At 63.1% G+C, this 25,338-nt stretch carries 20 protein-coding genes and 2 tRNA genes; 11 read left to right on the top strand and 11 right to left on the bottom strand.

The window, feature by feature from the left end; genetic code table 11:
* Positions 1 to 27: 27 nt before the first annotated feature.
* From dtd to RA24_RS06400, 9 genes are all read left to right on the top strand, one after another.
* Positions 28 to 474 (top strand): D-aminoacyl-tRNA deacylase, encoded by a 447-nt coding sequence (dtd, locus tag RA24_RS06440; protein ID WP_039190584.1) that lies wholly within the window; start codon positions 28 to 30, stop codon positions 472 to 474.
* Between the two features lie 427 nt (positions 475 to 901).
* The gene (locus RA24_RS06435; protein WP_039169480.1) at positions 902 to 2,485 is read left to right on the top strand and encodes an ABC transporter substrate-binding protein; all 1,584 of its coding nucleotides are present in this window, start codon (positions 902 to 904) and stop codon (positions 2,483 to 2,485) included.
* Position 2,486: 1 nt separating this feature from the next.
* Positions 2,487 to 3,443, top strand: a complete 957-nt coding sequence (locus RA24_RS06430; protein WP_019295749.1) for an ABC transporter permease — start codon at positions 2,487 to 2,489, stop codon at positions 3,441 to 3,443.
* Positions 3,440 to 4,255 (top strand): ABC transporter permease, encoded by an 816-nt coding sequence (locus RA24_RS06425; RefSeq protein ID WP_019295750.1) that lies wholly within the window; start codon positions 3,440 to 3,442, stop codon positions 4,253 to 4,255. The genes RA24_RS06430 and RA24_RS06425 overlap by 4 nt, the downstream gene beginning before the upstream one ends.
* Positions 4,252 to 5,889: an ABC transporter ATP-binding protein gene (locus tag RA24_RS06420; protein WP_039190582.1), complete on the top strand. Its 1,638-nt coding sequence runs from the start codon at positions 4,252 to 4,254 to the stop codon at positions 5,887 to 5,889. Before RA24_RS06425 ends, RA24_RS06420 begins: the two co-directional genes overlap by 4 nt.
* A 215-nt stretch (positions 5,890 to 6,104) precedes the next feature.
* Positions 6,105 to 6,746 (top strand): DUF1326 domain-containing protein, encoded by a 642-nt coding sequence (locus RA24_RS06415; RefSeq protein ID WP_039169476.1) that lies wholly within the window; start codon positions 6,105 to 6,107, stop codon positions 6,744 to 6,746.
* A gap of 6 nt (positions 6,747 to 6,752) precedes the next feature.
* Positions 6,753 to 7,577: a DUF2182 domain-containing protein gene (locus RA24_RS06410; protein WP_019295753.1), complete on the top strand. Its 825-nt coding sequence runs from the start codon at positions 6,753 to 6,755 to the stop codon at positions 7,575 to 7,577.
* Positions 7,578 to 7,721: 144 nt separating this feature from the next.
* Positions 7,722 to 8,558: an alkaline phosphatase family protein gene (locus tag RA24_RS06405; protein WP_039149084.1), complete on the top strand. Its 837-nt coding sequence runs from the start codon at positions 7,722 to 7,724 to the stop codon at positions 8,556 to 8,558.
* Between the two features lie 65 nt (positions 8,559 to 8,623).
* Positions 8,624 to 9,181 (top strand): DUF4453 domain-containing protein, encoded by a 558-nt coding sequence (locus tag RA24_RS06400; protein ID WP_039149087.1) that lies wholly within the window; start codon positions 8,624 to 8,626, stop codon positions 9,179 to 9,181.
* A gap of 6 nt (positions 9,182 to 9,187) precedes the next feature.
* Here the strand turns inward: RA24_RS06400 and RA24_RS06395 are convergent, their stop codons facing one another.
* From RA24_RS06395 to RA24_RS06380, 4 genes are all read right to left on the bottom strand, one after another.
* The gene (locus RA24_RS06395) at positions 9,188 to 10,114 is read right to left on the bottom strand and encodes an alpha/beta hydrolase (protein WP_019295756.1); all 927 of its coding nucleotides are present in this window, start codon (positions 10,112 to 10,114) and stop codon (positions 9,188 to 9,190) included.
* Positions 10,115 to 10,233: 119 nt separating this feature from the next.
* A complete protein-coding gene (locus tag RA24_RS06390) occupies positions 10,234 to 12,123 on the bottom strand; it encodes an acyl-CoA synthetase (protein WP_019295757.1) in 1,890 nt (629 codons plus the stop codon).
* 233 nt (positions 12,124 to 12,356) lie between these two features.
* Positions 12,357 to 14,156: an ABC transporter transmembrane domain-containing protein gene (locus tag RA24_RS06385; protein WP_039149150.1), complete on the bottom strand. Its 1,800-nt coding sequence runs from the start codon at positions 14,154 to 14,156 to the stop codon at positions 12,357 to 12,359.
* A gap of 165 nt (positions 14,157 to 14,321) precedes the next feature.
* Positions 14,322 to 14,395: transfer RNA gene (locus tag RA24_RS06380), tRNA-Gly, on the bottom strand.
* A 174-nt stretch (positions 14,396 to 14,569) separates the two neighbouring features.
* Here RA24_RS06380 and RA24_RS06375 point away from each other — a divergent pair.
* Entirely contained in the window at positions 14,570 to 15,283 is a 714-nt protein-coding gene (locus RA24_RS06375) for a CbiX/SirB N-terminal domain-containing protein (RefSeq protein ID WP_039190580.1), read from the top strand.
* Positions 15,284 to 15,388: 105 nt separating this feature from the next.
* Positions 15,389 to 15,462 (top strand) — tRNA-Cys (locus RA24_RS06370).
* Positions 15,463 to 15,602: 140 nt separating this feature from the next.
* Here RA24_RS06370 and RA24_RS06365 read toward each other — a convergent pair.
* The 7 genes from RA24_RS06365 to ptsP form a co-directional block, all read right to left on the bottom strand.
* A complete protein-coding gene (locus RA24_RS06365) occupies positions 15,603 to 17,216 on the bottom strand; it encodes an AMP-binding protein (RefSeq protein ID WP_039190578.1) in 1,614 nt (537 codons plus the stop codon).
* Between the two features lies 1 nt (position 17,217).
* Positions 17,218 to 18,378 (bottom strand): acyl-CoA dehydrogenase family protein, encoded by a 1,161-nt coding sequence (locus RA24_RS06360; protein ID WP_039190824.1) that lies wholly within the window; start codon positions 18,376 to 18,378, stop codon positions 17,218 to 17,220.
* 115 nt (positions 18,379 to 18,493) lie between these two features.
* Positions 18,494 to 19,300: an enoyl-CoA hydratase family protein gene (locus RA24_RS06355; protein WP_039190577.1), complete on the bottom strand. Its 807-nt coding sequence runs from the start codon at positions 19,298 to 19,300 to the stop codon at positions 18,494 to 18,496.
* The gene (locus RA24_RS06350; protein WP_019295763.1) at positions 19,297 to 19,749 is read right to left on the bottom strand and encodes a MarR family winged helix-turn-helix transcriptional regulator; all 453 of its coding nucleotides are present in this window, start codon (positions 19,747 to 19,749) and stop codon (positions 19,297 to 19,299) included. The genes RA24_RS06355 and RA24_RS06350 overlap by 4 nt, the downstream gene beginning before the upstream one ends.
* Complete coding sequence (locus RA24_RS06345; RefSeq protein WP_039190575.1) at positions 19,746 to 20,471, bottom strand: SDR family NAD(P)-dependent oxidoreductase; 726 nt, start codon at positions 20,469 to 20,471, stop codon at positions 19,746 to 19,748. Before RA24_RS06345 ends, RA24_RS06350 begins: the two co-directional genes overlap by 4 nt.
* Positions 20,468 to 22,762, bottom strand: coding sequence for a bifunctional salicylyl-CoA 5-hydroxylase/oxidoreductase (locus RA24_RS06340; RefSeq protein ID WP_039190822.1), 2,295 nt, complete (start codon positions 22,760 to 22,762; stop codon positions 20,468 to 20,470). The genes RA24_RS06345 and RA24_RS06340 overlap by 4 nt, the downstream gene beginning before the upstream one ends.
* Before the next feature lie 159 nt (positions 22,763 to 22,921).
* Positions 22,922 to 25,162, bottom strand: coding sequence for a phosphoenolpyruvate--protein phosphotransferase (ptsP, locus tag RA24_RS06335; protein WP_019295766.1), 2,241 nt, complete (start codon positions 25,160 to 25,162; stop codon positions 22,922 to 22,924).
* Between the last annotated feature and the right edge of the window lie 176 nt (positions 25,163 to 25,338).

Below are 25,338 nucleotides of genomic sequence, written 5' to 3'. Positions count from 1 at the left end.
CAGCACTATTCAAGGACGGGAGCAGACATGCGCGCACTTATCCAACGGGTCAGCGAGGCCTCTGTGACAGTCGATGGCGAGGTTATCGGCGCAACCGGTCCCGGGCTGCTGGTGCTGGTCTGTGCGATGGCCGGCGACAGCGAGGCGCAGGCGGACCATCTGGCCGCCAAGATTTCCAAGATGCGGATCTTCAAGGACGACGCAGGCAAAATGAACCGTTCGGTGCTGGATACCGGCGGCGGCGTGCTGGTGGTCAGCCAGTTCACCCTGGCGGCCGACACAAGGCGCGGCAACCGGCCAGGCTTTTCCACCGCTGCGGCCCCGGCTGAGGGCGAACGGCTCTATGAATATTTTGCAGACCAGCTGTCTGCGCTGGGTTTGGAAACTGCAAAAGGCCGGTTCGGCGCCGACATGAAGGTGCGCCTGCTGAATGACGGTCCGGTGACCATCTGGATGGATACTGAACACCCCTGATCCGCCCCTTGGAGCCCAGCCTGCCAGCGCGCCGCATTGCCGCTGCCCGTTGTGGTCCAACCGCCATACCGGGCAGGTCAGTTGGCGGCGTAGAGGGCGTTTTTAGACCGGAAAGCACCGATTCTGTCCCTTGGGCGGCCTGTCGGCCTTGCCCGCCGGGCAGATTCGCAAAAAATCCGCAATTTCTCCGCATCAATATTTCCTGTCGTATTCCAGCGCTTTTTTTGCTTTACACAGGACAGAGACCGCAAAAACGGCACCTTACTTGAGAAAGGCGACACCCACTGTTTGTGCCGCACGAAACCGTGCAGATGGCTTCCCCGGCGTAGCGCTAATAACGCTTGCGAGTTAGCGGTAAATACGCAAATCTTAAATCGCCAATCAAAAAAACAGGTGCCTCAGCACCGCAACCAATCGGGAGAACTCAATGAACCGACATATGCAGTATCTGGCCAGCCAGGCCGCGGCAGGCAAACTGTCACGCCGTGATTTCCTGGGCAAAGCCGCCGCACTGGGCTTCACCGCCGTATCCGCGAACCTGCTGCTGTCTACCGCCGCCAAGGCGGCAGGCCCGCAGAAGGGCGGCACCATCCGTCTCGGCCTGCAGGGCGGCTCCACCACCGACAGCCTGGATCCGGCACTGGTCACCAACACCGTTGGCCTGATGGTCACCCGTCTGTGGGGTGAAACCCTGGTCGAGCTGGCCGACGACGGCGGCATCGAGGGCAAGCTGGCCGAAAGCTATGAAGCCTCTGCCGACGCCAAGACCTGGACCTTCAAGCTGCGCTCCGGCGTGACCTACTCCAACGGCCAGAGCGTCACGGTTGACGACGTGGTCAAAACCATGGAGCGCCACAGCGGTGAAGACACCAAGTCCGGCGCGCTTGGCATCATGCGCGGCATCAAGGACGTGCGCGCAGAGGGCGACAGCGTCGTCTTCGAACTGGACAGCCCGAACGCCGACCTGCCCTACCTGCTGGCCGACTACCACCTGATCATCCAGCCGAACGGCGGCAACGACGATCCGGCAGCCGCCATCGGCACCGGCCCCTACATCATGAAGTCCTCCGACATGGGCGTGCGCTTCGTGGCCGAGAAGAACCCGAACTACTGGGGTGATCTGGGCAACGCGGACACCGTGGAAATCATCGTCATCAACGACGACACCGCCCGCGTCGCAGCGCTGCAGTCCGGCCAGGTGGACGTGATCGACCGGGTGCCCCCGCGCACCGCAAAACTGGTCGACCGCGCACCGAACATCACCGTGCACTCGACCTCCGCGGCGGGCCACTATGTGTTCATCATGCACTGCAACACCGCACCGTTTGACAACAACGACGTGCGCATGGCGCTGAAATACGGCATCAACCGCCAGGAAATGGTCGACAAGATCCTGAACGGCTACGGCACTGTCGGCAACGACACCCCGATCAACGCCTCCTATCCGATGTACACCGAGCTGGAACAGCGCCAGTTCGACCCGGACAAGGCGATGCACCACCTGAAGAAGGCTGGCCACGACGGCTCTATCCTGCTGCGCACCTCGGACAACTCCTTCCCGGGCGCACCCGATGCCTCCGCGCTGTTCCAGCAGTCGCTGTCCAGCGCCGGCATCCAGCTGGACGTCAAGCGCGAGCCGAACGACGGCTACTGGTCGGAAGTCTGGAACGCCAAGCCGTTCTGCACCAGCTACTGGGGCGGCCGTCCGACCCAGGACCAGATGTTCACCACCGCCTATCTGTCCACCGCGGACTGGAACGACACCCGCTTCAACAACGAGCAGTTCGACCAGATGCTGGTGGCAGCGCGCGGCGAACTGGACGTTGCCAAGCGGACGCAGATGTATGCCGACATGTCGACCATCCTGCGGGACGAAGGCGGCCTGATCTGCCCGATGTTCAACGACTTCGTCGAAGCGACCACCGACAATGTCGACGGCTGGGTCGAAGGCATCCCGGGCCAGGTTCTGATGAACGGCTATGCAGCCAGCAAGCTGTGGGTCAAAGCCTAATATGTCTCCGATCGTAAAACTCCTGGCTCAGCGCATTGCGCTGAGCCTCCTTCTTTTGTTGCTCATCTCAATCGTGATCTTCGCCGGCACCATCGTTCTGCCGGGCGACGTTGCGCAATCGATCCTGGGTCAGTCGGCAACACCGGAGGCACTGGCCAACCTGCGGGCTGAGCTGGGTGTGAACGATCCTCCCGTACAACGCTATTTTGCCTGGCTCTTCGGCGCCATGCAGGGCGATCTTGGCACCGCGCTGACCAGCGGCCAGGACATTGCCCAGGCTCTCAGCAGCCGTTTCTGGAATACCCTGTTCCTCGCCTTCTGGGCTGCCGTGGTTGCGGTTCCGCTGGCGATCTTCCTCGGCCTGCTGGCCGTCCGTTTCAAGGACCGCTGGCCCGACAAGATGATCTCCGCCGTCACCCTGGCCTCGATCTCGATCCCCGAGTTCCTGATAGGCTACGTGCTGATGTATTTCATCGCGGTGCAGCTGCGCTGGTTCCCGTCAGTGGCCATGGTCAACGACAACATGAGCCTGTTCGAGAAGCTGAACGCCATCGCCCTGCCGATTGCCGTTCTGACGCTGGTTGTTCTGGCGCACATGATGCGGATGACCCGCGCTGCGATCCTGAACGTGATGCAATCGGCCTATATCGAAACCGCGGAACTCAAGGGCCTCAACGCTTTTCAGGTGATCTACCGCCATGCCTTCCCCAACGCGATTGCACCGATCGTCAACGTTGTGATGCTGAACCTCGCCTATCTGGTGGTTGGCGTCGTGGTGATCGAGGTGGTCTTCGTCTACCCCGGCATGGGCCAGTATCTGGTCGACCACGTGTCCAAGCGTGACGTGCCTGTTGTGCAGGCCTGCGGCCTGATCTTTGCCGCCGTCTATATCGGTCTCAACATGATTGCCGATATCGTCGCCATCCTGAGCAACCCGCGCCTGAGGCATCCGAAATGAAGAATATCCCCATTTCCGCACTCATCGGGCTGTTCTTCACTGCCCTCTACTTCCTTGGTGCCATCTTTGCGCCGCTGCTGGCCCCCTATGGCGTCGGCGAAGTGGTCGGCGATGTGTGGGAGCCCTCCAGCGCAGACTACCTGCTTGGCACCGACAACATCGGCCGCGACCTTCTCAGCCGGATGATCTATGGCGGCCGCACCACTATCTTCATCGCAACCGCCGCGACCGTCCTGTCCTTCACCCTGGGCTCCGTCCTCGGCTTCTTTGCCGCGGTGATGGGCGGCTGGATCGACCAGGCGCTGTCGCGCTTCGTCGACCTGGTGATGTCGATCCCGACGCTGATCTTCGCCCTCGTGGTGCTGTCGGTCGCACCGGTCACCATTCCGATGCTGATCCTGGTGATGGGCCTTCTGGACGCCACCCGCGTCTACCGCCTGGCCCGGGCCGTCGCGGTCGATATTGAGGTGATGGACTACGTCGAAGCAGCCCGCCTGCGCGGCGAGAAAACCGCCTGGATCATCTTCCGCGAGATTCTGCCCAACGCCCTGTCGCCGCTGATCGCGGAGATGGGCCTGCGCTTCATCTTTGCGGTTCTGTTTGTCTCCACCCTGTCCTTCCTGGGCCTGGGCGTGCAGCCGCCTGAGGCTGACTGGGGCGGCATCGTGAAAGAGAACAAGGAAGGCATCGTCTACGGCATTCCTGCGGCCCTGATCCCGGCCTTTGCCATCGCCACCCTGGCGATCTCGGTCAATCTGGTGGCTGACTGGGTGCTGAACCGGACCACATCGCTGAAAGGAGGCCGCGGATGAGCGATACCCTGTTGAAAGTCCGCGACCTGAAGATCGGCGCGACCATCTACCCGCCGGGTGAACGTCCCCGCGACATCGAGATCGTGCACGGGGTCAGCTTTGACCTCGCGCCCGGCAAAGTTCTGGGGCTGATCGGTGAATCCGGTGCCGGCAAATCCACCATCGGTCTTGCGTCCATGGCCTATGGCCGCGGCGGCGTGAAGATCACCGGCGGCGAGGTCTGGGTCAACGGCCGCGACATCCTGAAGGGCAGCCACAAGGACATCCGCAAACTGCGCGGTGCCGAGGTGACCTATGTGTCGCAATCAGCGGCAGCCTCCTTCAACCCGGCCAAGAAGATCATGGACCAGGTGGTCGAGGCCGCGGTGGAACAGAAGAAGTTCTCCCGCAAGGACGCCGAGGCCCGTGCCCGGGTTCTGTTTGCCAAACTGGGCCTGCCGGATCCGGACAACATCGGCGAACGCTACCCGCACCAAGTGTCGGGCGGCCAGCTGCAGCGCTGCATGACCGCGCTGGCGCTGTGCCCGGAGCCGGATCTGGTGGTGTTCGACGAGCCGACAACCGCGCTCGACGTGACCACCCAGATCGACGTTTTGATGGCGATCAAGGAGGCGATCCGCGACACCGGCGTTGCCGCGCTCTACATCACCCACGACCTGGCGGTTGTGGCACAGGTGAGCGACGACATCATGGTTCTGCGGATGGGCAACACCGTCGAATACGGCAACGTTGACCAGATCATCAATGATCCGCAGGAGGAGTACACCAAGGCGCTGGTCTCGGTCCGCTCCATCGAGCATGAGGAAAAGGCCCCGACCGAGGAGCCGGTGCTGAGCGTGCGCAATATCACCGCGCGCTACAAGGGCACCCAATTCGACGTGCTGCACAATGTGAACGTCGATCTGTATCCCGGCCAGACGCTGGCCGTGGTGGGTGAATCCGGCTCCGGCAAATCCACCCTCGCCCGCGTGATCACAGGCCTGTTGCCGCCGCGCGAGGGCGAGATCGAGTTTGTCGGCCGCAAGCTCTCACCGGACCTCAAGGGCCGCAGCCGCGAGGATCTGCGCGAGCTGCAGATGATCTACCAGATGGCAGACGTGGCAATGAACCCGCGCCAGACCGTCGGCACCATCATCGGCCGCCCGCTGGAGTTCTACTTCGGCATGCGCGGCGCCGAGAAGAAGAAGCGGATCATCGAACTGCTGGACGAGATCGAGCTGGGCGAAAAGTTCATGGACCGCTATCCGGCGGAGCTTTCGGGCGGCCAGAAGCAGCGTGTCTGCATCGCCCGCTCGCTGGCAGCCAAGCCTAAGATGATCATCTGCGACGAGGTCACCTCGGCACTCGACCCGCTGGTGGCAGACGGCATCCTGAAGCTGCTGCTGGACCTGCAGAAGATCGAAGATGTGGCCTATCTCTTCATCACCCACGATCTGGCAACGGTGCGCGCGATCTCGGACAACATCGCGGTAATGTATCAGGGCAAAGTGCAGCGCTACGGCGGCAAGTCCAAGGTGCTGAGCCCGCCGTTCGACGATTACACCGATCTGCTGCTCAGTTCGGTGCCGGAGATGAAGCTCGGCTGGCTGGAAGAGGTGATTGCCCACCGCAAGATGGAAAGCGCCGGCAACTGATTCCACCAAAGGATGCAAAGCCCCCGCTGATTGCCAGCGGGGGCTTTTTCTTTTTAAATTTACACGGATTTGTGATATTTTATTGAGACAGGGAGAATGCAGCGGGACCGGCTGCAAACAATAGAAAAAGCACTGAGCGCGGCTGAACTGTGAGGCAAGCCAACCCGATTTACCGGGCAGTTTCGTTTTGACTGCAGCAATGGGGAGAAACTGCCATGACAGATTGGGCAATTCACGGATTTGAGATCGCCAATTGCAACTGCGTGCCCGGCTGCCCTTGCCAATTTTCGCAGCTTCCTAATGACGGCACCTGCGAAGCAATGCTGACTTTCCGCATCGATAAAGGCCACTACGGGGACACAAAGCTGGACGGGCTGCACGCCGCGGCTATCTACAAATGGCCCGGCCCCATTCACGAGGGCAACGGCGAGATGCAAATCATCATCGACGAAAGCGCCACAGCAGAGCAGAAGGCGGCCCTCGAGGCGATCATGACCGGCCAGGACACCGATGAATTTGCCACCATGTTCTTCGTCTTCAACGCTATGTGCACCACCAGGCATGAGACACTCAGCGCACCCGTGTCGCTGAGTTTTGATGCCGAAACAGGTATTGGCCATGGCAAGGCGGACGGCATTGGCGAAACCAAAGTCGAACCGATTGCACACATCGTGTCCGGTGCACCGCATTCGGTCCAGATCAAATTGCCGAACGGGTTTGAATACTCCGAGGCTTCCGTCTGCCAGGGCACGACACGGACCCCTGGATCTGCCATCAGCCTTGAAAAGAACAGCGGAACCCACGCCCATGTTGCCGAGCTGCACCTGACCGGCAAGGGCGTTGAGCGCGCGGCTTGATCCGCCATGGGCCGGGCGCCGCACATAACCGGCACAGCTGAACGGCTGGCCCGCAACGACCGGATCGTGGTTCTGGGCGCTGTGGCCTTCATCGTGCTGCTGAGCGGGCTTTACACCGTGTTTGGTGTCGGCATGAACATGACCGCGGCCGAGATGACCCGGATGGCCCGCCCGATCGGCGAACCGATGGCGATGGGCACCGGGCCGGTTTGGACTGCAGGCTATGCCGTGCTGATCTTTCTGATGTGGTGGGTGATGATGATCGCCATGATGACCCCCAGCGCTGCCCCGGTGCTGCTGCTGTTCACTGCCATCAAGAAGGCAGGCTCTCTGCCCGGCCGGGCGCCGGTGCTGGGGCTGCTGTTCCTCAGCGGATACCTTCTTGCCTGGGCCTTGTTCTCTGCAATTGCCACCGCGCTGCAATGGTGGCTCGAAACCATGGGCCTCTCAAACGGCCCGATGATGTCGCTCAGCAGCCGCACCCTTGGCGGTGCATTGCTGCTGGCGGCGGGCGCCTATCAGTTTACCCCCTACAAGCACGCCTGCCTCTCCCATTGCCGTATGCCGGTTCATTTTTTGACCGAGCATAACCGCACAGGCTTGGCTGGTGCTGTACTGATGGGCGCCCACCACGGCACCTATTGCCTCGGCTGCTGCTGGGCGCTGATGCTGCTGCTGTTTGCCGGCGGGATCATGAACCTTTACTGGATAGCCGGGCTGGCGCTGTTCGTGCTGGCCGAAAAGACCTTGCCTTACCCAAGGCTCTTTGCCACGGGTGCCGGGGCTCTGCTGCTTCTGGCAGGCAGCTATGTTCTCGTTACCGCGCTTTGAAAGCGCAGGCGCTGACCGGCAATTCTGCAACGTCCCTGCGAAAATGCCCGTTTGCGGCCGTTCCGCCGTTTTTTGAATGGCAATTCAAGAAACGGACGCAATGATACCCTCCCGAAGCCATCGCAAGGCAAAGGGATTCGGCAAATGGACAACAAGCTTCTTCTCATCATTCTGGACGGCGTGCCCTGGCGCAATTTCCGCCGCCTGTTCGGCAACCTCGAAGGCTGGGTCGACAGCGGCGATGCCCGCGTCTGGAAACTGCGCGCGGTGCTGCCGTCGATTTCGGCCAGCTGCTATGCCTCGATCCACACCGGCGTCGCACCCGCCATCCACGGCTGCACCGGCAACGCCAATGTGTTCCGGCTCAAGGAAAAAGACGTGTTCAGCCAGGTCCGCGAAGCCGGCGGCGTCACCGGCGCCGTGGCGCACAGCTACTGGTCGTCTTTCTTCAACCGCCACCCCTTCGATTACGTGCGCGATATCGAATACGACGAGCCGGAAAGCAAGACCATCAACCACGGCCGCTTCCACACCATGACCGGCTACGGCAAGGACAACCAGATGACGCCGTCGGACGTCGATCTGTTCGCCACGCTGACCAATCTCTGCCTGCGCTTCGGGCTGGACTACGGCATGCTGCACGCCTGCACCCTGGACAGCATGGGCCACCGCTTTTTCCATGACTGCCAGGAAATGGACCACGCCTGTTTTGTGATGGATGAGATGCTGGCCCCCTTTATCACCCGCTGGCGCGATCTGGGCTACGAGGTGATCGTCACCGCCGACCACGGCCAGGACGAGCGCGGCCACCACGGCGGCCGCAGTCCGCTGCAGCAGGAAACCGCGCTCTACTACTTTGGCGAGGCCGAAGGTCCGGATCATGGCGACGTGATCGACCAGCGCCAGCTGGCCCCCACCATCCTTAAACGGCTGGGCGCGCCGATTGCGGACACCATGAAGGCAGAGCCGTTCCTGAAATGACCTGAAACGGCGGCTGTGTGCTAGGATGGTCCTCAGCCGCCGTTTTCAGATGTCAGGACTTTGCCATGAAATCCCTTACCGCCGTATTTTCCCTGCTGGCCGCCCCGGCGCTGGCCAGCGATGCCTGCCACGACCTGTGGTTCACCCGCAACGCGGTGATCGACCGGGCCGGTTACTGCTTCGGCTCCCCTTTGGGACAGGCCGTGTTCAACAACGGGGATTGCACCGGCAAGTCTGTCTCTCTGCCGCCGCAGTCAGAACGCCTGGTTGCTGAAGTGAAACAGATGGAGGCCCGCTTCGGCTGCCGGGTCAACAACAAGCAGACCCATCTGGACTTGGATGACCTGTTCCTGCGCTACCAGCTATGGGACCTGCCGGTGCGGGATGAGTTCGAAAGCGCCTGCCTGGGCTGGCTGGGGCCGGTCATGGGGCTGCGGGCGGGCCACAGGCCGGATGCTCCCCTGGTCGGGCAGATAGACCCCGGCGACTACGTCAATTACTCGCATATCCCGGTGGGCAGCTGGACCTATGTGACCACCTCCGGCCCGGACTGGCAGGTCACGAGCGGCGGCTGGCTGAACACGTCGCTGTTCCAGGAGCAATGCCAGGACTATGCCGGGTAGTCCGGGCTACTCGTCATAGGGCCAGATCCCCTGCCCCAGCGCCTCGACCGCAACTGAAATCCGCTCAAAACTGTCACGTGCCCGGCCCACGCTGTGGCGCGCACGCAAATAGCCGTGGATCAGTCCCGGCTCATTGATCCAATACGCCTTGCCGCCAGCCGCCAAAATGCGGTCGCGGTAGTCGCGTGAATCGTCCCGCACCGGATCGCAATCCGCCGTTACCAGCACCGTCGGCGGCAAGTCCGAGAAATCGCTGTCAGACAGAGGCGCAAAAAGCGGATCATCCTTGGGCGGCTCCCCTTCGGTGCGAATATCCATGTAATACAGCACGTCCTCGCGCGTCAGCATGGGCGCCTGCGCGTGCTCCAGGTAAGAGCCCTGGTTCACATCACCGCCGAACGCGCCATAGATCAGCACCTGGCCCAGAATCGACTCGCAGCGGCCGCGCGCATGATGCGCCACCGCAGCACAAATGTTGGCTCCGGCGCTGTCGCCCATCAGGACAATGCCCTTGCCATACCCGGCCTCGACCCAGCCCAGCACCACCCAGGCGTCCTCAAAGGCGGCGGGGTGCTTGTGCTCCGGTGCCAGCCGGTAGTCCACCGCCACCACCCGGTAGCCGGTCTGGGCGCAGATCTCGGCGCAAACATCATCGTGGCTGTCCAGACCCCCTACGACAAAGCCGCCGCCGTGGCAGAACAGCACCGTCCGGGTCGGGTCACCAGCGGTATAGACCCGCACCGGCACGCCGTTGGCGGACAATGCCTCGACCGACACCACATCCGGCCGCGGCACCCGGAATTCCCGCGCCATCGCGTTATAGATACGGCGCTGCTCTTCGATGCTCATGTCAACGGCGTCATCAGGATAAAGCTCCCCGGTCTTCTGGATGAAGTCCCAGGTCTCCTCGTCGATCAGCCGTTCGTAATCCATCTGCGAGCCTCCCTGCACGCCGTCGTCCCCGAGAGCCTAGGCACAGTTTCCCGCAAATGGAATGCCTGAAAGAAAAAGCGCCCCGAAGGGCGCTCCTTATCCCACACTGTCCAGCGGGGTCACGCAGCCGCGGCAGGCTCCCATGGCCGGGTGAAATTGTTCAGCACGCCGTCGATGTCAGCCTCCGGGCTGCCGTTGGCCGCCACCTGCGCCACCAGCCCGCGTTTCTTGTCGTCGGTCACGCTGACAACACGCGCCGCCACCCCGGCCTGCTCCAGCGCGCCATTGTATACGCGGGTGATCGCCATCTTGCGCAGATCGGGCTTGAACACCTTGCCCACCGCGGTTTTCGGCAGCTCGTCCAGCACCGTCAGATGCTTGGGGATCGCCGCCCGCTCATGCACATGGACTTTGCAGTATTCCAGCAGCTCCGCCTCGCTGACGCTGGCGCCGTCGACCAGCTCGACAAACGCGCAAGGCAGCTCGCCCGAATGCGCGTCCGGCTGGCCGATGGCACCGGCAAAGGCCACCGCATCATGGCCCAGCAGTGCCTCTTCGATCTCTGCCGGGTCGATATTGTGGCCGCCGCGGATGATCAGATCCTTGGCGCGGCCGGTGATCCAGAGATAGCCATCCTCGTCGATCCGGCCCAGATCGCCGGTGCGCAGGTATTTCTCCTGGTAGTAGAGGTCCACGTTCTTGTCGGCCTCGGTATAGGTATTGCCCGCGAACACACCGGGGTTCGACACACAGATCTCCCCCACTTCGTCGCGCCCGCATTCCAGCGCCCCATCATTGGTCTGCTTAACGATCCGCACATCCGTATAGGGGAACGGGATGCCCACCGATCCCACCTTCTTCTCGCCGCCCGGCGGGTTGCAAGAGACGAGGCAGGTCGCCTCGGTCAACCCGTAGCCCTCCACGATGGCGACGCCGCAGGCGCTTTCAAACCGCTTGAACAGCTCCATCGGCATCGGCGCCGAGCCGGAGAACGCCGTTTTCACGGATGAGATATCCGCATCCACCGGCCGCTGCATCAGCGCCGAAACGGCGGTGGGCACAGTGATGATAAAGGTGATCTTCCAGCGCTCGATCAGCTTCCAGAAATTGTCGAACACGCCCTCGCCCCGGTACCCCTGCGGCGTCGGGAACACCACATGCGCGCCAGAGGCGATGGCCGCCATCATGATCACATGCACCGCAAAGACATGGAACAGCGGCAGTGGGCACATGATGTTGTCTTCCTCGGTGAACAACAGCGTGCTGCCCAGCCAGCCGTTGTAGACCAGCCCCGAATACTTGTGCTGCGCCACCTTGGGCATGCCGGTGGTGCCGCCGGTATGGAAATAGCACGCCACCCGGTCACCGGCACTGTCGGCAAAATTCAGCGTCTTGGGCTGCTTCGCCATCTCCTTGGAGAAGTTCAGGTAGTCCGCATGGCTGGGCCGGCCGTCCATCTTGGGACGGATCAGCGGCACGATCCAGGATTTCGGTGGCGTAAGGTAGCGGTTCAGGTCCACTTCCAGCACCGTGTTCACGCCCGGCGCATGGCGCACCGCCTCTGCCACTTTTTGGGCTACATCCGTCTTCGGGAAGGGCCGCAGGGTGACAACAACCTTGGCCTTGGTCTCCCGCAGGATGGAGGCGATCTGCTCCGGCTCCAGCAGCGGGTTGATCGGGTTCACGATCCCTGCCACCGCGCCGCCCAGCATGGTGACCAGCGTCTCGTTGCAGTTGGGCAGCACATAGGCCACCACATCCGTTTCGCCCACCCCCAGCGCACGGAACATATTGGCGGCCTGGCTCACCTGCTCCTTCAGCGTGCGCCAGGTCAGCGTCTCCGCCTTGTCCTGGGCGCCAGAGAATATCTGATAGCTGACCGCCTTGCTGTTCGGGTACTTGTCCGCGGTGCGCGACAGCAGCCCGTACAAAGTGGCCGGCAGATCCCGCGCCTCATACGGCATTTCATTCTGCAGCGCATCGCGGTCCGCGATTCCGGAAAAACCCATAATTCTCCTCCCCGTTCCCCCCGGTGCACAGCCGGTGTACGGGTGGTGCACGGAAGGTGTCTCTGTTTTTTGCCCAGATTATTGCAAACGCCCGATTGCGCAAGCGCCGCGGCAGGGTCACGCCAAGGCAGCTTTGGCGGTGACGTCGCGCCATTTCCCTGCATTGGGCGGTTTTCAACAAAAAACGCCCCGGATCGGCTCCGGGGCGCTTGCCGTGTTAATCTGCTCGCCGCTTATTCAGCTGCCAGCCCTTCTGTGAACTGCAGCTTGGCCAGACGCGCATAAAGCCCGCCCTGTGCCACCAGCTCATCATGGGTGCCGGTGGCGACGATCCGCCCCTGCTCCATCACCACGATGCGGTCGGCCTTCTTCACCGTTGCCAGCCGGTGCGCCACGATAAGCGTGGTGCGGCCCTGGCTCAGCTCATCCACCGCCGCCTGCACCAGGCGTTCGCTTTCCGCATCCAGCGCCGAGGTCGCCTCATCCAGCAGCAGCACCGGCGCATCGCGCAGGATGGCGCGGGCAATGGCAATCCGCTGCTTCTGGCCGCCCGACAGCATCACGCCGCGCTCACCGACAAAACTGTCATAGCCCTCCGGCAGCTTGGAGATGAAGTCATGCGCCGCTGCCGCTGCAGCAGCAGCCTCGACCTCAGCATCGGTGGCCTCCGGCCGGCCAAACCGGATGTTTTCGCGGGCCGAGGCGGCAAAGATCACTGGATCCTGCGGAACCAGCGCGATGTGGCGGCGGAATTCATCCCGCTGCAGCTGGGTCAGTGCCACGCCGTCCAGCTTCACCGCGCCCTGATTGGGATCATAGAAGCGCTGCAGCATCTGAATAATGGTGGTCTTGCCAGCACCTGACGGGCCGACAAAAGCCACAGTCTCCCCCGGGTTCACTGTCAGCGAAACCTCATCCAGCGCCGACACATCCGGGCGCGACGGGTAGCGGAAAGACACGTTGTCGAACGCGATCTCGCCCTTGACCGGCGCGGGCAGAACCTGCGCCGCAACCGGGTCCAGCACGGTATCCTCGGCGTTCAGCAGTTCCACCAGCCGTTCGGTTGCCCCGGCGGCGCGCTGCAGCTCGCTCCAAATCTCCGACAGCGCCGCAACGGATCCAGCCACCAGCACTGCATAGATCACAAACTGGATCAGCGTGCCCTCAGACATCACGCCTGCGCGCACATCATTGGCGCCCATCCACAGAACGCCCACGATCCCGGAAAACACCAGGAAGATCACAATTACCGTCAGATAGGCCCGCGTCTGGATGCGGCGGCGGGACACGTCATAGGAGGTTTCGGTGAGCTCGGAAAACTTCTCGCGGCTGGCAGCCTCATGCGTGAAGGCCTGTACCGTCTGCACCGCCCCCAGCGCCTCGCCCGCGTTACCGGAAGAGGCCGCAATCCAGTCCTGGTTTTCCTTGCTGATGGCGCGCAGGCGGCGGCCCAGCACCAGGATTGGCACGATCACCGCCGGCACGATCAGCAGCACCATCATCGTGAGCTTCGCCGAGGTCAGCAGCATCAATACCATGCCGCCCAGGAAAATCAGCAGGTTGCGCAGTGCAATCGACACCGACGATCCCAGCACCGACTGGATCAGCGTGGTGTCGGTGGTGATCCGGCTCAGCACCTCGCCGGTCATGATGCGCTCATAGAACTCCGGGCTCATGCCGATCACCCGGTCGAACACCGCCTTGCGGATGTCGGCCACCACCCGCTCGCCCAGCCGTGTCACCAGTGCATAGCGCACGCCGGTGCCCACCGCCAGCAATGCGGCAATCACCAGCGCACCGCTGAAATAGAGGTTCAGAAGCTCGGAATCAGAGACCCGGAAGTTGTCCACCACCCGGCGCACCGCCAAGGGCAGCGTCAGCGACAGACCCGCCGTCAGTACCAGCGCACAGGTGGCGGCCAGCATGAGCAGGCGGTAGGGGCGCATGAACGGCCAAAGCGCCGACAGCACGCCAATCTTCCGGGATTTCTCCCGCTCTTGCTCCGCATTCGGGGCCGCTTGTCTCCGCGCCATTCCGGATCCTTCTGCACTTTGGTCTGGCGGGTCTTGCACCCGCATAGTCGCCAAGGTTCATGGCCCCGCACGCCCGGCGCGTCAAGCGTTGAGCAGCTTCAAAACACACCTGAAAACAGCTGCGCACTGCGTCATGGGGTATCAATCAGGCGGATTGGGAAGGTCTGGAGCGGGTAGCGGGAATCGAACCCGCACCTTAAGCTTGGAAGGCTCTTATGATACCATTTCACCATACCCGCTCAGGACATTTGCTGATTTAGGTGAAGCGCCGGGGAAGGTCAACCACCTTGTTTTCGTTTACCTTTGCGGTGGCGGAAATTTCAACGTGCCTCTTGCGAAAGCCCCGCCAAGCCCCCCAAATAAAAGCAAAATCCAACCACCCCGCCGCCCGTGCATAACACCGGAAAACCGCCGTGACCCAAACCCTGCAAACCGCCGTACTCACTGCTCACGGTCAGCCCTCTGCCCCGGGCCCGGCAGAGGCGGATCTGGCAGCCACTGCCAGGGGTGTTGCCGCGCATCTTCCGGGCTGGGATGTCCGCTCTGCCACCCTCGCAGCTCCCGGCCGGCTGGAGCAGGTGATAGAGGACGGCGCAGTGGTCTATCCGTTTTTCATGTCGCGCGGGTATTTCACCAGCAAGGTGCTGCCGGGGCGTCTGCAAGGCCGGGCTTACCGGATGGCCACGCCGTTCGGGCTGGACAGCGGCCTGCCGGATCTTGCTGCAAGCGCCGTGCAACAGGCAGCATCAGAAAGGCACTGGCCGCTGGACAGGCTGAACCTGCTGCTGGCCGCCCACGGCTCTGCCCGCGGCCCGCGCGCCGCAGAGGCCGCCGAGGATTTCGCCGCCCGGCTCAGCCCGCTGCTGCCGGGCTGCTCCGTGTCGCTGGGCTACATTGAGCAGGACCCGCGGCTCGCATCTGCTGCCGCCTCCCTGCCCGTGCGGTCCATCTGCCTGCCGTTTTTTGCGCAGGCAGGCGATCACGTGAAAGAGGATCTTCCCGAAGCCCTGGACGCCGCAGGCTTTGGCGGCACGGTGCTGCCGGTGGCCGGCGCCCTGCCCGGAGCCCCGGCCCTGATTGCTGCAGCCATCCGCCGCGCAAGCCTTGACCCAAGCGCGTCTGAGTGAAATTCTAGCCTTCCGGAAAGAAAAGCAATTTTTGGCTCAAGCAAAGGCAATTGGCCTCTTGCACCGGCGCCGGGCATGTGATTAATCACGGCTTACACCACGGATGGCGAGTTGGCGGAGTGGTGACGCAGCGGATTGCAAATCCGTGTACACCGGTTCGATTCCGGTACTCGCCTCCACCTTATCCCAGCAGTTAATCCATGTCATGTCAAAGGCTTAGATACAGCGCTGCAGCGCGTAGCGCAGGCCAGAACGCATGTCTCCAAGGTCTGGCGGCCATGCAGCCGCCAGCCTGATCCCGCGCGGGCAGCCGGAACAATCAGCCCTTCAACCTGAACCGCTGGATCTTGCCGGTCTCGGTTTTCGGCAGCGCCTGGGCGAACACCACGGACCGCGGATACTTGTAGGGCGCAATTGTTGCCTTCACATGGTTCTGCAGCAGCTTGGCCAATTCCTCTGACGCCGCCTGCCCTTCGGCCAGCACCACATGCGCCTGCACGATCTCGCCGCGCGCCTCGTCCGGAACCCCGACCACCGCGCATTCCGCCACCGCCTCATGTGCCAGCAGCGCGGCCTCCACTTCCGGCCCTGCTATGTTGTAGCCGGAGGAGACGATCATGTCGTCATTGCGGGCTGCAAAATGCAGGTAGCCGTCTTCGTCCCGGATGAAGCTGTCGCCAGTGATGTTCCAGCCGTCCCGCACATATTCGCCTTGCCGCTCATCCGCCAGATAACGGCAGCCAGTCGGACCTTTGACCGCCAGCCGCCCGGCCTCGCCGCGGGGCGCCTCAAAGCCATCACCGTCCAGCACCTTCACCTGATAGCCGCCCACCGGCTTGCCGGTGCAGGCGGGCCGGTGATCGCTGAACCGGTTGGTGATGAAGATATGCAAAAGCTCCGTCGCGCCGATCCCGTCCAGCATCGGCTTGCCGGTCTTGTCCATCCATTCCTGATAGACCGGCGCAGGCAGGGTCTCTCCCGCTGAAACTGCCGCCCGGAGCGAGGACAGATCCGCCCCCTCCTCCATCGCCCGCAGCATCACCCGGTAGGCAGTCGGGGCTGTGAAGCAAACGGTGGCCTTGTATTTCTCAATGATCTCGATGAGGTTCGGCGGTGTGGCGTTTTCCAAAAGCGTCGCCGCCGCCCCGAACCGCAGCGGGAAGATCGCCAGCCCGCCCAGACCGAAGGTAAAGGCCAGCGGCGGCGAACCGACAAATACGTCCTCCGGCTGCACATCCAGCACTTCGCGCGCATAGCCGTCGGCGATGATCAGCAGGTCGCGGTGGAAGTGCATCGTCGCTTTGGGCGATCCGGTGGTGCCGGAAGTGAAGCCCAATAGCGCCACATCATCCCTGCCTGTCTTCACCGCCTCGTAGGCCACCGGCTTTTCCAGCGCCAACCGGTCCAGCTCCGCATCATGGTTGGAGGTGCCGTCAAAGCCCACAACTGTCTTCAGGAACTTCGACTCCTTGGCGCAGGCGACCAGCTCATCCTTCAGCCTTGTGTCGCAAAGCGCATGGGAAATCTCGGCCTTGTCCACGATCTTGGCCAGCTCCCCCTTGCGCAACAGCGGCATGGTGTTGACCACCACTGCGCCTGCCTTGGTTGCCGCCAGCCAGCAGGCCACCATCGCCGGGTTGTTGGCAGAGCGGATCAGCACCCTGTTGCCGGGCTTCACGCCCAGGTCCTCGGTCAGCACATGCGCCAGCCGGTTGGTCCAGTCCGCCAGCTCCTTGTAGGTGCGGTAGCGCCCGTTGCCGATCAGCGCCGTATGGTCGCCGAACCCTTTCTCCACCATCGCATCGGTCAGCTCGACCGCGGCGTTCAGGTACTCAGGGTACTGGAACCCCTTCAGCAGGAACTCCGGCCACTGCTCCTTGGGCGGAAGGTTGTCCCGGGCGAATGTGTCCACATGCGCAGTTGGTCCCAGCATCTCAATTCCCTCCCTGAAAGGCGCCGAGCGCCTGGCGCGCAATCACCACTCGCTGCACGTCCGAGGCGCCCTCGTAAATGCGCAAGGCCCGGATATCACGGTAAAGCTCCTCCACCTTCTGACCCCGGCGCACGCCGTCGCCGCCATGCAGCTGCACCGCCTTGTCGATGACCTGTTGCGCCTGGTCGGTGGAGAACAGCTTGGCCATCGCAGCCTCGCGGGTGACCCGCGCAGCCCCTGAATCCTTAGCCCAGGCGGCGCGGTAGACCAGCAGTGCCGATGCATCCACATCCAGCGCCATATCGGCGATATGGCCCTGCACCATCTGCAGATCGAACAGCGACGCCCCCTGCACCTGCCGCGCGGTGACCCGCGCCAGTGACTCGTCCAGCGCCCGGCGGGCAAAGCCCAGCGCCGCGGCAGCCACGGTGGAGCGGAACACATCCAGCACCGACATCGCAATTTTGAAGCCCCCGCCCGGCTGACCCAGCAGCGCCGATTTCGGGATGCGGCAATCTGTGAACCGCAGGGTCGCCAGCGGATGCGGCGCGATGGTCTCCAGCCGCTCCACAACCTCAAACCCCGGCAGGCCCGCAGGCACCGCAAAGGCGCTCAGCCCCTTTGCCCCCGGTCCCTCGCCAGTGCGGGCAAACAGCGTGTAGACATCAGCAATGCCGCCGTTGGAGATCCAGGTCTTCTCGCCATTCAAAACGTAATGGTCGCCGTCCAGCGCCGCGGTCATGGTGGAGTTCGCCACATCCGACCCCGACTGCGGCTCAGTCAGGGCAAAGGCTGAAATCGCCTTACCCGCGCGCGTCAGCGGCAGCCATTCCTGCTGCTGCGCTTCGGTGCCGAACAGCGATATCGCCCCGGTGCCCAGCCCCTGCATGGCAAAGGCAAAATCCGCAAGCCCGTCATGGCGCGCCAGTGTTTCGCGGATCAGGCACAGCGTGCGCACATCCAGCTGCTCGCCCGCCATCGCGCCGGAATGCTGCGTCCAGCCGCCCTCGCCCAGTGCTGTGACCAGCGCCCGGCAGGCGGCATCGGTGTCGGAATGATCGATGCCCGCCAGCTGCGCCGCGGCCCAGGCTTCCAGTTCTTCGGCCAGCTTCCGGTGCCGGTCCTCAAAAAACGGCCAGCTCAGAAACGTCTTGTCCGCCATCATCTCTCCTCCCAAAGACCTGGGCGAAAACGCCCCTGCCTTCCTCTTGCCCCAAATATCCCCGCCGGAGGCTTCTGCTCTCTCCTCCAGTGCAGCAGCCGCGGCCAGAAGCGGTTCAGTCGCCCTCGAACAGCGGTTTTTCCTTGTTAACAAAAGCATGGTAGGCGCGTTCAAAGTCCGCGGTCTGCATGCAGATCGCCTGCGCCTGCGCCTCCGCCTCAATGGCCTGTTCGATCGACATCGACCATTCCTGTGCCAGCATGGTCTTGGTCATCATGTGTCCAAAGTTCGGACCCGAAGCGATCCGCGCGGCCCAAGCCTGCGCCTCTGCCTCCAGTTCATCCGCCGCAACCAGCTTGTTGTGGAAACCCCAGGCGTGGCCCTCTTCAGCACTCATCGAGCGCCCGGTATAAAGCAGCTCCGCCGCCCGTCCCTGACCAATGATCCGCGGCAGGATCGCGCAGGCGCCCATGTCGCAGCCCGCCAGCCCGACTCGGGTGAATAGAAACGCGGTCTTGGCCTCCGGCGTGGCAATCCGGATGTCGGAGGCCATGGCGATGATCGCGCCCGCGCCGACGCAGATGCCATCAATCGCCGCAATCACCGGCTTGCCGCAATTCACCATCGCCTTGACCAGATCGCCGGTCATCCGGGTGAAGGCCAGCAGCTCCTTCATGCTCATTTTCGTCAGCGGCCCGATGATGTCATGCACATCGCCGCCGGAGCAGAAGTTGCCGCCGTTGGAGGCAAAGATCACCGCCTTGATGCTGTCGTCATAGTGCAGATCGCGGAACCAGTCGCGCAGCTCTGCATAGCTGTCGAAAGTCAGCGGGTTTTTCCGCTCCGGCCGGTCCAAAGAGACGGTCGCAATGCCATCCTCGATCCGGCACAGGAAATGCCTGGGGTCCCGGTTCACCTTCATGCCTTGCTCCCCTCATCCAGCCGCCGCGCCACCGCGTCCAGGCTCTCGGCTATCCCTTGCGCCTCATCTGCGGTCAGCCCGTCAAAGGCCGCATTGATCCAGCCCTCATGCGCCTCCGCCTGGCGGGAAAACTCCACCCGGCCAGCATCCGTCAGCCGAACCAGGTTGGCGCGCCGGTCGCCCTCGACCTTCTCGCGCTGCACATGGCCGTCCTCGACCAGCCGCTCGACAATGCCGGTCACATTGCCGTTAGAGACTTTCAGAACCCCCGACAACTCGCTCATCTTGAGGCCTTTTTCGTGCTGCATCAGCGCCGCCATCACGTCAAACCGCGGCAGCGTGGTTGCAAACTCCCGCCGCAGGTTCTCGCGCACTTCGCTCTCCACTGCCTTGGTGGCCTTCAGCACTTTCAGCCACAGCCGCAGCCGGTCTTTTGATGTCGTGCTCAAATTTCCCCTCCCGACACGCTCATTGCGTGCCCATTGACCGAAGCCGCGCCCTCAGACGCCAGAAACACCGCCGTGGCCGCCACTTCCTCCGGCGCGATCAGCCGCTGCATCGGGTTGCCGCCAACCACCATCTTCAGCGCCTTCTCGCGCGGTATGCCATGCCGGGCCATCAGCCCAGTGATGGCGCTCTCCGCCATCTCGGTATCCACAAATCCGGGGCAGATCGCATTGCAGGTGATGCCACGCTTGGCCACGCTCTGCGCAACCGAGCGCACCAGCCCCAGCACCCCGTGCTTGGAGGCCGCATAAGCCGGGATCTGCGCCCCTCCCTGCAAAGACGCAGTGGAGGCGATGGCAATCAGCCGCCCGCCCGGTTCCATGCCTGCCCGCAAGGCCGCCCGGAAGGTCAGGAAGGTGCCGGTCATGTTGACCATCAGCGTGCGCTGCCACTCCTCCAGCGAGACATCTTCAATCCGCGCGGCAACTCCTGTCCCGGCATTGGCGATAACCACGTCATAGGGCGTCTCAAACAGCGCCTCGACCTGCGCCTCATCCGTCACATCCGCCACCCGGATCTCCAGCCCCAACCCCTCTGCCGCCGCCTCCAGCGGTTCCCGGCGGCGTCCGGCGATGGTGACATGGCAGCCTTGGGCAGCAAAGGCATGGGCAATCGCCTTGCCGATCCCAGTACCGCCGCCCGTTACCAGAACCCTGCGTGTCATGCCCGGATCACCTCCGCTTCGCGGTCTGCCAGGCGCCAAGCCTGATCGCGGCCCGCATGGTAGGGCAGCGGCCAATCGCCGTGGCGGTCGCCGATCCGCGCGGCCTCATGCAGCGTCCAATAGGGATCGGCCAGATGCGGCCGGCCCACGCAGACCAGATCGGCCCGCCCAGCCATCAGGATCGAATTCGCATGATCGGCCTCATAGATGTTGCCCACTGCCATGGTGGCAATCCCGGCCTCGTTGCGGATGCGGTCGGAGAACGGCGTCTGGAACATGCGGCCGTAGACCGGCTGCGCGTCCGTTGAGGTCTGCCCGGCGGAGACATCGATTATATCGGCCCCGGCAGCGGTGAAGGCCCTGGCGATTTCCACCGCCTCCTCCGGCGTGACACCTTCGTTGCCGACCCAGTCATTGGCAGAGATCCGGACCGACATCGGTTTGCCTTCGGACCAGACCGCGCGCATGGCCCGGAACACCTCCAGCGGATAGCGCAGGCGGTTTTCCAGGCTGCCGCCGTACTCATCGCCCCGAATGTTCGATTTTGGCGAGATGAAGGACGAAATCAGGTAGCCATGCGCCGCGTGAAGTTCGATCATGTCAAACCCGGCGCGCTCCGCCATTTGCGCCGATGCAACAAATTCGTCGCGAATTTGATCCATTTCCGCCCGCGTGATTTCCCGCGGCGCCGGGTTGTTTGCCGACCAAGGGATCGCGGAGGCCGAGACCGTCTCCCAGTTCCCGTCTGGCAAGGGCGCATCCATGACTTCCCAGCCCAACTGGGTTGAGCCCTTGCGCCCCGAATGGCCGATCTGGCAGCAAATCTTGGCGCTGGTTTCCGCGTGCACGAAATCCGTCAGCCGCTTCCACGCCGCCTCATGCTCCGGCGCATACAGGCCCGGACAGCCCAGCGAGATCCGGCCCTCTGCAGACACACAGGTCATCTCGGTATAGACCAGCCCGGCCCCGCCCTTGGCACGCTCGCCATAGTGGATCAGATGCCAGTCAGTCGGGCAGCCCTCCACCGCCTTGTATTGCGCCATGGGGGAGACCACGACCCGGTTGTTCAGCTCCATCCCGCGCAGACGGTAGGGCGCGAACATCGGCGGCCGCACCGGCGCATCCGCGGGCGCGCCGGCCTTGTCCTGAAACCACTTTTCGGCGCTTTGCAGCCACTCGGCATCGCGCAGGCGCAGGTTCTCGTGGGAAATCCGCTGCGAGCGTGTCAGCAGCGAGTAGTTGAACTGCACCGGATCCATATCCAGGTAACGCTCGACCTCCTCGAACCACTCCAGCGAATTGCGCGCCGCCGATTGCAGCCGCAGCACATCCAGCCGCCGCTCCTCCTGGTAGCGTTCAAACGCAAGTTCCAGCGTCGGCTCTGTGCTGACCAGCTCTGCCAGCGCAATGGCACTGTCAAACGCCAGCCGCGACCCCGACCCGATGGAGAAATGCGCAGTGGCGGAGGCATCGCCCAGCAGCACCACATTCTCATGGTGCCACTTCTCGCACAGCACCCGCGGGAAATTGATCCACACTGCCGCCCCGCGCAGGTGCCCCGCATTCGACATCAGCGCATGGCCATCCAGATGATCGGCAAAGATCTCCTCGCAGGTGCGGATGATCTCCTCCTTGCTCATGCCCTCGAAACCCCAGGCCTTCCAGGTCTCGGCAGAGCATTCGACGATCACCGTCGCGGTGTCGGCGTCGAACTGATAGGCGTGGATCCACATCCAGCCGTGCTTGGTCTTCTCGAAGATGAAGGTGAAAGCATCATCAAATTTCTGATGCGTGCCCAGCCAGATGAACTTGCAGGGCCGCACGTCGATTTCCGGTTTAAAATGTTCCGCGAACTCATTGCGAACACTGGAATTCAGCCCGTCGCAGCCGACCACCAGATCGTATTCTTTCTGGTACTCCGACGCGGACTTAGCAACGGTTTCGAACTGCAGGTCCACCCCTAGCTCCCTTGCCCGGTCCTGCAGCAGCAGCAGCATCTGCTTACGCCCGATCCCGGCAAATCCATGCCCGCCCGACACAGTGCGGGTGCCATCATGCACCACGGCGATGTCATCCCAATAGGCAAAATTTTCTCGGATCGCTTCTGCACTCTGCGGGTCATTGGCGCTCAGATTCTCCAGCGCGTCATCCGACAGCACCACGCCCCAGCCAAAGGTATCATCCGGCTTGTTGCGCTCGACCACCGTGACCTCGGCCTCCGGCTGCCGCAGCTTCATCGAGATGGCAAAGTACAGGCCCGCAGGCCCTCCTCCCAGACAGACGACTTTCATGATCATCCCTTCCCGCTCAGCGCACGTCTCTGAGGTTCAGGATAAGCAGGTCCTGAAAAACTTCAAGCATAAAGTTTTAAGCTTGAAGTAATTGCATGAGCAAGGCGGCACCGCCCCGGTCACAGAACCGGGGTATAACCGCCCGCCTGAAAACGCGGATCACAGCCCTCGCAAGTATTCCATCACCGCCGGGCGCACCGCCTGATCGCCGCGGTGGCGGGCGTCGGAGATGATCTTGCGCAGTTCGCCCAGATCCACCCGCAGCAGCAGCGACTTCACCGGCCCGATGGAGGCCGGGCGCATCGACAGCGTGCGGATGCCCATTGCCGCGAGGCAAACCGCCTCGACCGGGCGGCCCGCATCCTCGCCGCAGAAGCTTAGCGGCGTGCCGGAGATCGCGCAGCGCTCCACGATCCGTTCGATGAAGCTCAGGAAGCTCACGTTCAGCGTATCATAGCGCCGCCGCACCCGCTCATTCTCGCGGTCGGCCGCAAAGAAGAACTGCTTGAGGTCATTGCCGCCGATCGAGATAAAGGCCACCTCGTCAAAAAACTTCTGCGGCGCATAGGCCAGCGACGGTGTCTCCAGCATCGCGCCGATCTTCAGGTCAGCGGGCAGCACATGGCCCAGGATACGCTCGCGCTCGATGGTCTTTTCCACTTCCGCCCGGGCGGCGCGGTATTCCTCGAACTGGGCGACGAAGGGGAACATGATCGACAGCGGCCGCCCCTCGGCAGAGCGCAGCAGCGCCTGCAGCTGCATCCGCATCACGCCCGGCTTGTCCAAGCCCACCCGGATCGCCCGCCAGCCCAGCGCCGGGTTCGGCTCATCGGTGGGCTTCATGTAGGGCAGCACCTTGTCGGAGCCGATATCCAGCGTGCGGAACACCACCGGCTTGCCGTGGGCGGCATCCAGCACCCGTTTGTACAGCGCCACCAGCTCCGACCGTTTCGGCATCTGGTTGCGGACCAAAAACTGCAGCTCGGTGCGGAACAGCCCCACGCCCTCGGCTCCGGAACCGTCCAGCGACGGCAGGTCCGCCATCAGGCCCGCGTTCATCACCATATTGATGCGCTGCCCGTCGGTGGTGACCGCGGGCTTGTCGCGGATCGAGGCATAACGCTCCTGCGCCTTGGTGTGCATCGCGATCTTGTCGCGGAAAGCGCCGACAACGGTGTCGTCCGGGCGCAGATGCACCACGCCCTGATCGCCGTCCACCATGATGTGGTCGCCGTTCAGCGCCTCGGTGGTGACCCGCTTGGCATTCACGACCAGCGGAATCGCCAGCGCCCGCGCAACAATCGCGGCGTGAGAGCCGACAGAGCCTTCCTCCAGCACGATCCCGCGCAAGCTGCGGCCGTATTCCAGCAGGTCGCCGGGGCCGATGTTGCGGGCAATCAGGATCGGGTTCTCCGGCAGCTCAGCACCCGTGTTGGCGCCCTGCCCGGTCAGGATCCGCAGCAGCCGGTTCGAAAGATCATCCAGATCGCTCAGGCGTTCGCGCAAATACGCGTCCTGCACCTGGCTCATCCGGGTGCGGGCCTGAGATTGCTCCTTCTCCACCGCCGCCTCGGCGCTCAGGCCGCGGGCGATGTCCTCTTCCATCCGCCGCATCCAGCCCTTGGAATTGGCAAACATCCGGTAGGCCTCAAGGACTTGCAGCTGTTCCTTGTCACCGTTGCGCGAGACCTCCAGCATCTTGTCGACGCCGACCCGCAGTTCCTCCACCGCATCGTTCAGCCGTTCCAGCTCGCGCTGGGGATCATCGGCAATCGGGTTGGTCACGATCACCCGCGGCTCGTGCAGCCACACATGGCCCTCCGCCGCGCCCTCCTGGGCTGAGGTGCCGTGGATCAGAACCGCCTGCTGGTGCAACGGCGACAGAGCCGCGCCCTCGCCGACAAAGGCGCCCAGTTCGGTCATCTCGGCAATCACCATCGCCACCACTTCCAGCGCATAGACAGCGTCGGCGGAAAACTCGCGCGCTTCCTTGGACTGCACCACCAGAACACCCAGCATCTCGCCCAGCCGCTGCACCGGAACCCCCAGGAAGGAGGAGAACCGCTCCTCCCCGGTTTCCGGCATGTAGCGGAAGCCCTTGGCATTGGGCGCATCCGGCGTGTTCACCACCTTGCCGTATCTAGCGACGCGGCCCACCAGGCCTTCACCGATCCGCATCCGGGTCTGGTGCACCGATTCGCGGTTCAGGCCTTCGGTTGCGCACAGCTCCAGCGTCTCATCATCGCGGAACAGATAAACCGAGCACACCTCGGTCCCCATGCTGTCGGCGATCAGATGGGTGATCTTGTCGAGCCGCGCCTGGCCGGCATCATCACCCGCCATCGCCTCGCGCAAGCGAACCAGAAGCTTCCTGCTTTCAGATTCCGTGGTATCGGCCATTCTCACCCTCTCCCGAGGTCATTTCCCTGCACACTGCCGCCCAGATTGCTCCCTGAAAACGGACACCGCCCAGAGTAGTACGCCAGTGCTCTCTCCTCCACCCACTTGTCCCACCCCGGCGGAAAAAGTCCAAGAGTTTTTGCAGCATTGCCTGCAATCGGTGCAGCCTGCTGCAG

This window comes from Leisingera sp. ANG-M6, assembly GCF_000813905.1.
Taxonomy (GTDB): domain Bacteria; phylum Pseudomonadota; class Alphaproteobacteria; order Rhodobacterales; family Rhodobacteraceae; genus Leisingera.
This window is presented reverse-complemented; position numbering and strand designations above follow the sequence as displayed.

Coding starts and splice junctions, on each gene's coding strand:
- dtd (WP_039190584.1), top strand. CDS start 28: ATGCGCGCACTTATCCAACGGGTCAGCGAGGCCTCTGTGACAGTCGAT.
- RA24_RS06415 (WP_039169476.1), top strand. CDS start 6,105: ATGACAGATTGGGCAATTCACGGATTTGAGATCGCCAATTGCAACTGC.
- RA24_RS06365 (WP_039190578.1), bottom strand. CDS start 17,216: ATGCTGGGACCAACTGCGCATGTGGACACATTCGCCCGGGACAACCTT.
- RA24_RS06395 (WP_019295756.1), bottom strand. CDS start 10,114: ATGGATTACGAACGGCTGATCGACGAGGAGACCTGGGACTTCATCCAG.
- RA24_RS06435 (WP_039169480.1), top strand. CDS start 902: ATGAACCGACATATGCAGTATCTGGCCAGCCAGGCCGCGGCAGGCAAA.
- RA24_RS06425 (WP_019295750.1), top strand. CDS start 3,440: ATGAAGAATATCCCCATTTCCGCACTCATCGGGCTGTTCTTCACTGCC.
- RA24_RS06345 (WP_039190575.1), bottom strand. CDS start 20,471: ATGACACGCAGGGTTCTGGTAACGGGCGGCGGTACTGGGATCGGCAAG.
- RA24_RS06420 (WP_039190582.1), top strand. CDS start 4,252: ATGAGCGATACCCTGTTGAAAGTCCGCGACCTGAAGATCGGCGCGACC.
- RA24_RS06390 (WP_019295757.1), bottom strand. CDS start 12,123: ATGGGTTTTTCCGGAATCGCGGACCGCGATGCGCTGCAGAATGAAATG.
- RA24_RS06430 (WP_019295749.1), top strand. CDS start 2,487: ATGTCTCCGATCGTAAAACTCCTGGCTCAGCGCATTGCGCTGAGCCTC.
- RA24_RS06385 (WP_039149150.1), bottom strand. CDS start 14,156: ATGGCGCGGAGACAAGCGGCCCCGAATGCGGAGCAAGAGCGGGAGAAA.
- RA24_RS06400 (WP_039149087.1), top strand. CDS start 8,624: ATGAAATCCCTTACCGCCGTATTTTCCCTGCTGGCCGCCCCGGCGCTG.
- RA24_RS06340 (WP_039190822.1), bottom strand. CDS start 22,762: ATGAAAGTCGTCTGTCTGGGAGGAGGGCCTGCGGGCCTGTACTTTGCC.
- ptsP (WP_019295766.1), bottom strand. CDS start 25,162: ATGGCCGATACCACGGAATCTGAAAGCAGGAAGCTTCTGGTTCGCTTG.
- RA24_RS06405 (WP_039149084.1), top strand. CDS start 7,722: ATGGACAACAAGCTTCTTCTCATCATTCTGGACGGCGTGCCCTGGCGC.
- RA24_RS06410 (WP_019295753.1), top strand. CDS start 6,753: ATGGGCCGGGCGCCGCACATAACCGGCACAGCTGAACGGCTGGCCCGC.
- RA24_RS06360 (WP_039190824.1), bottom strand. CDS start 18,378: ATGGCGGACAAGACGTTTCTGAGCTGGCCGTTTTTTGAGGACCGGCAC.
- RA24_RS06355 (WP_039190577.1), bottom strand. CDS start 19,300: ATGAAGGTGAACCGGGACCCCAGGCATTTCCTGTGCCGGATCGAGGAT.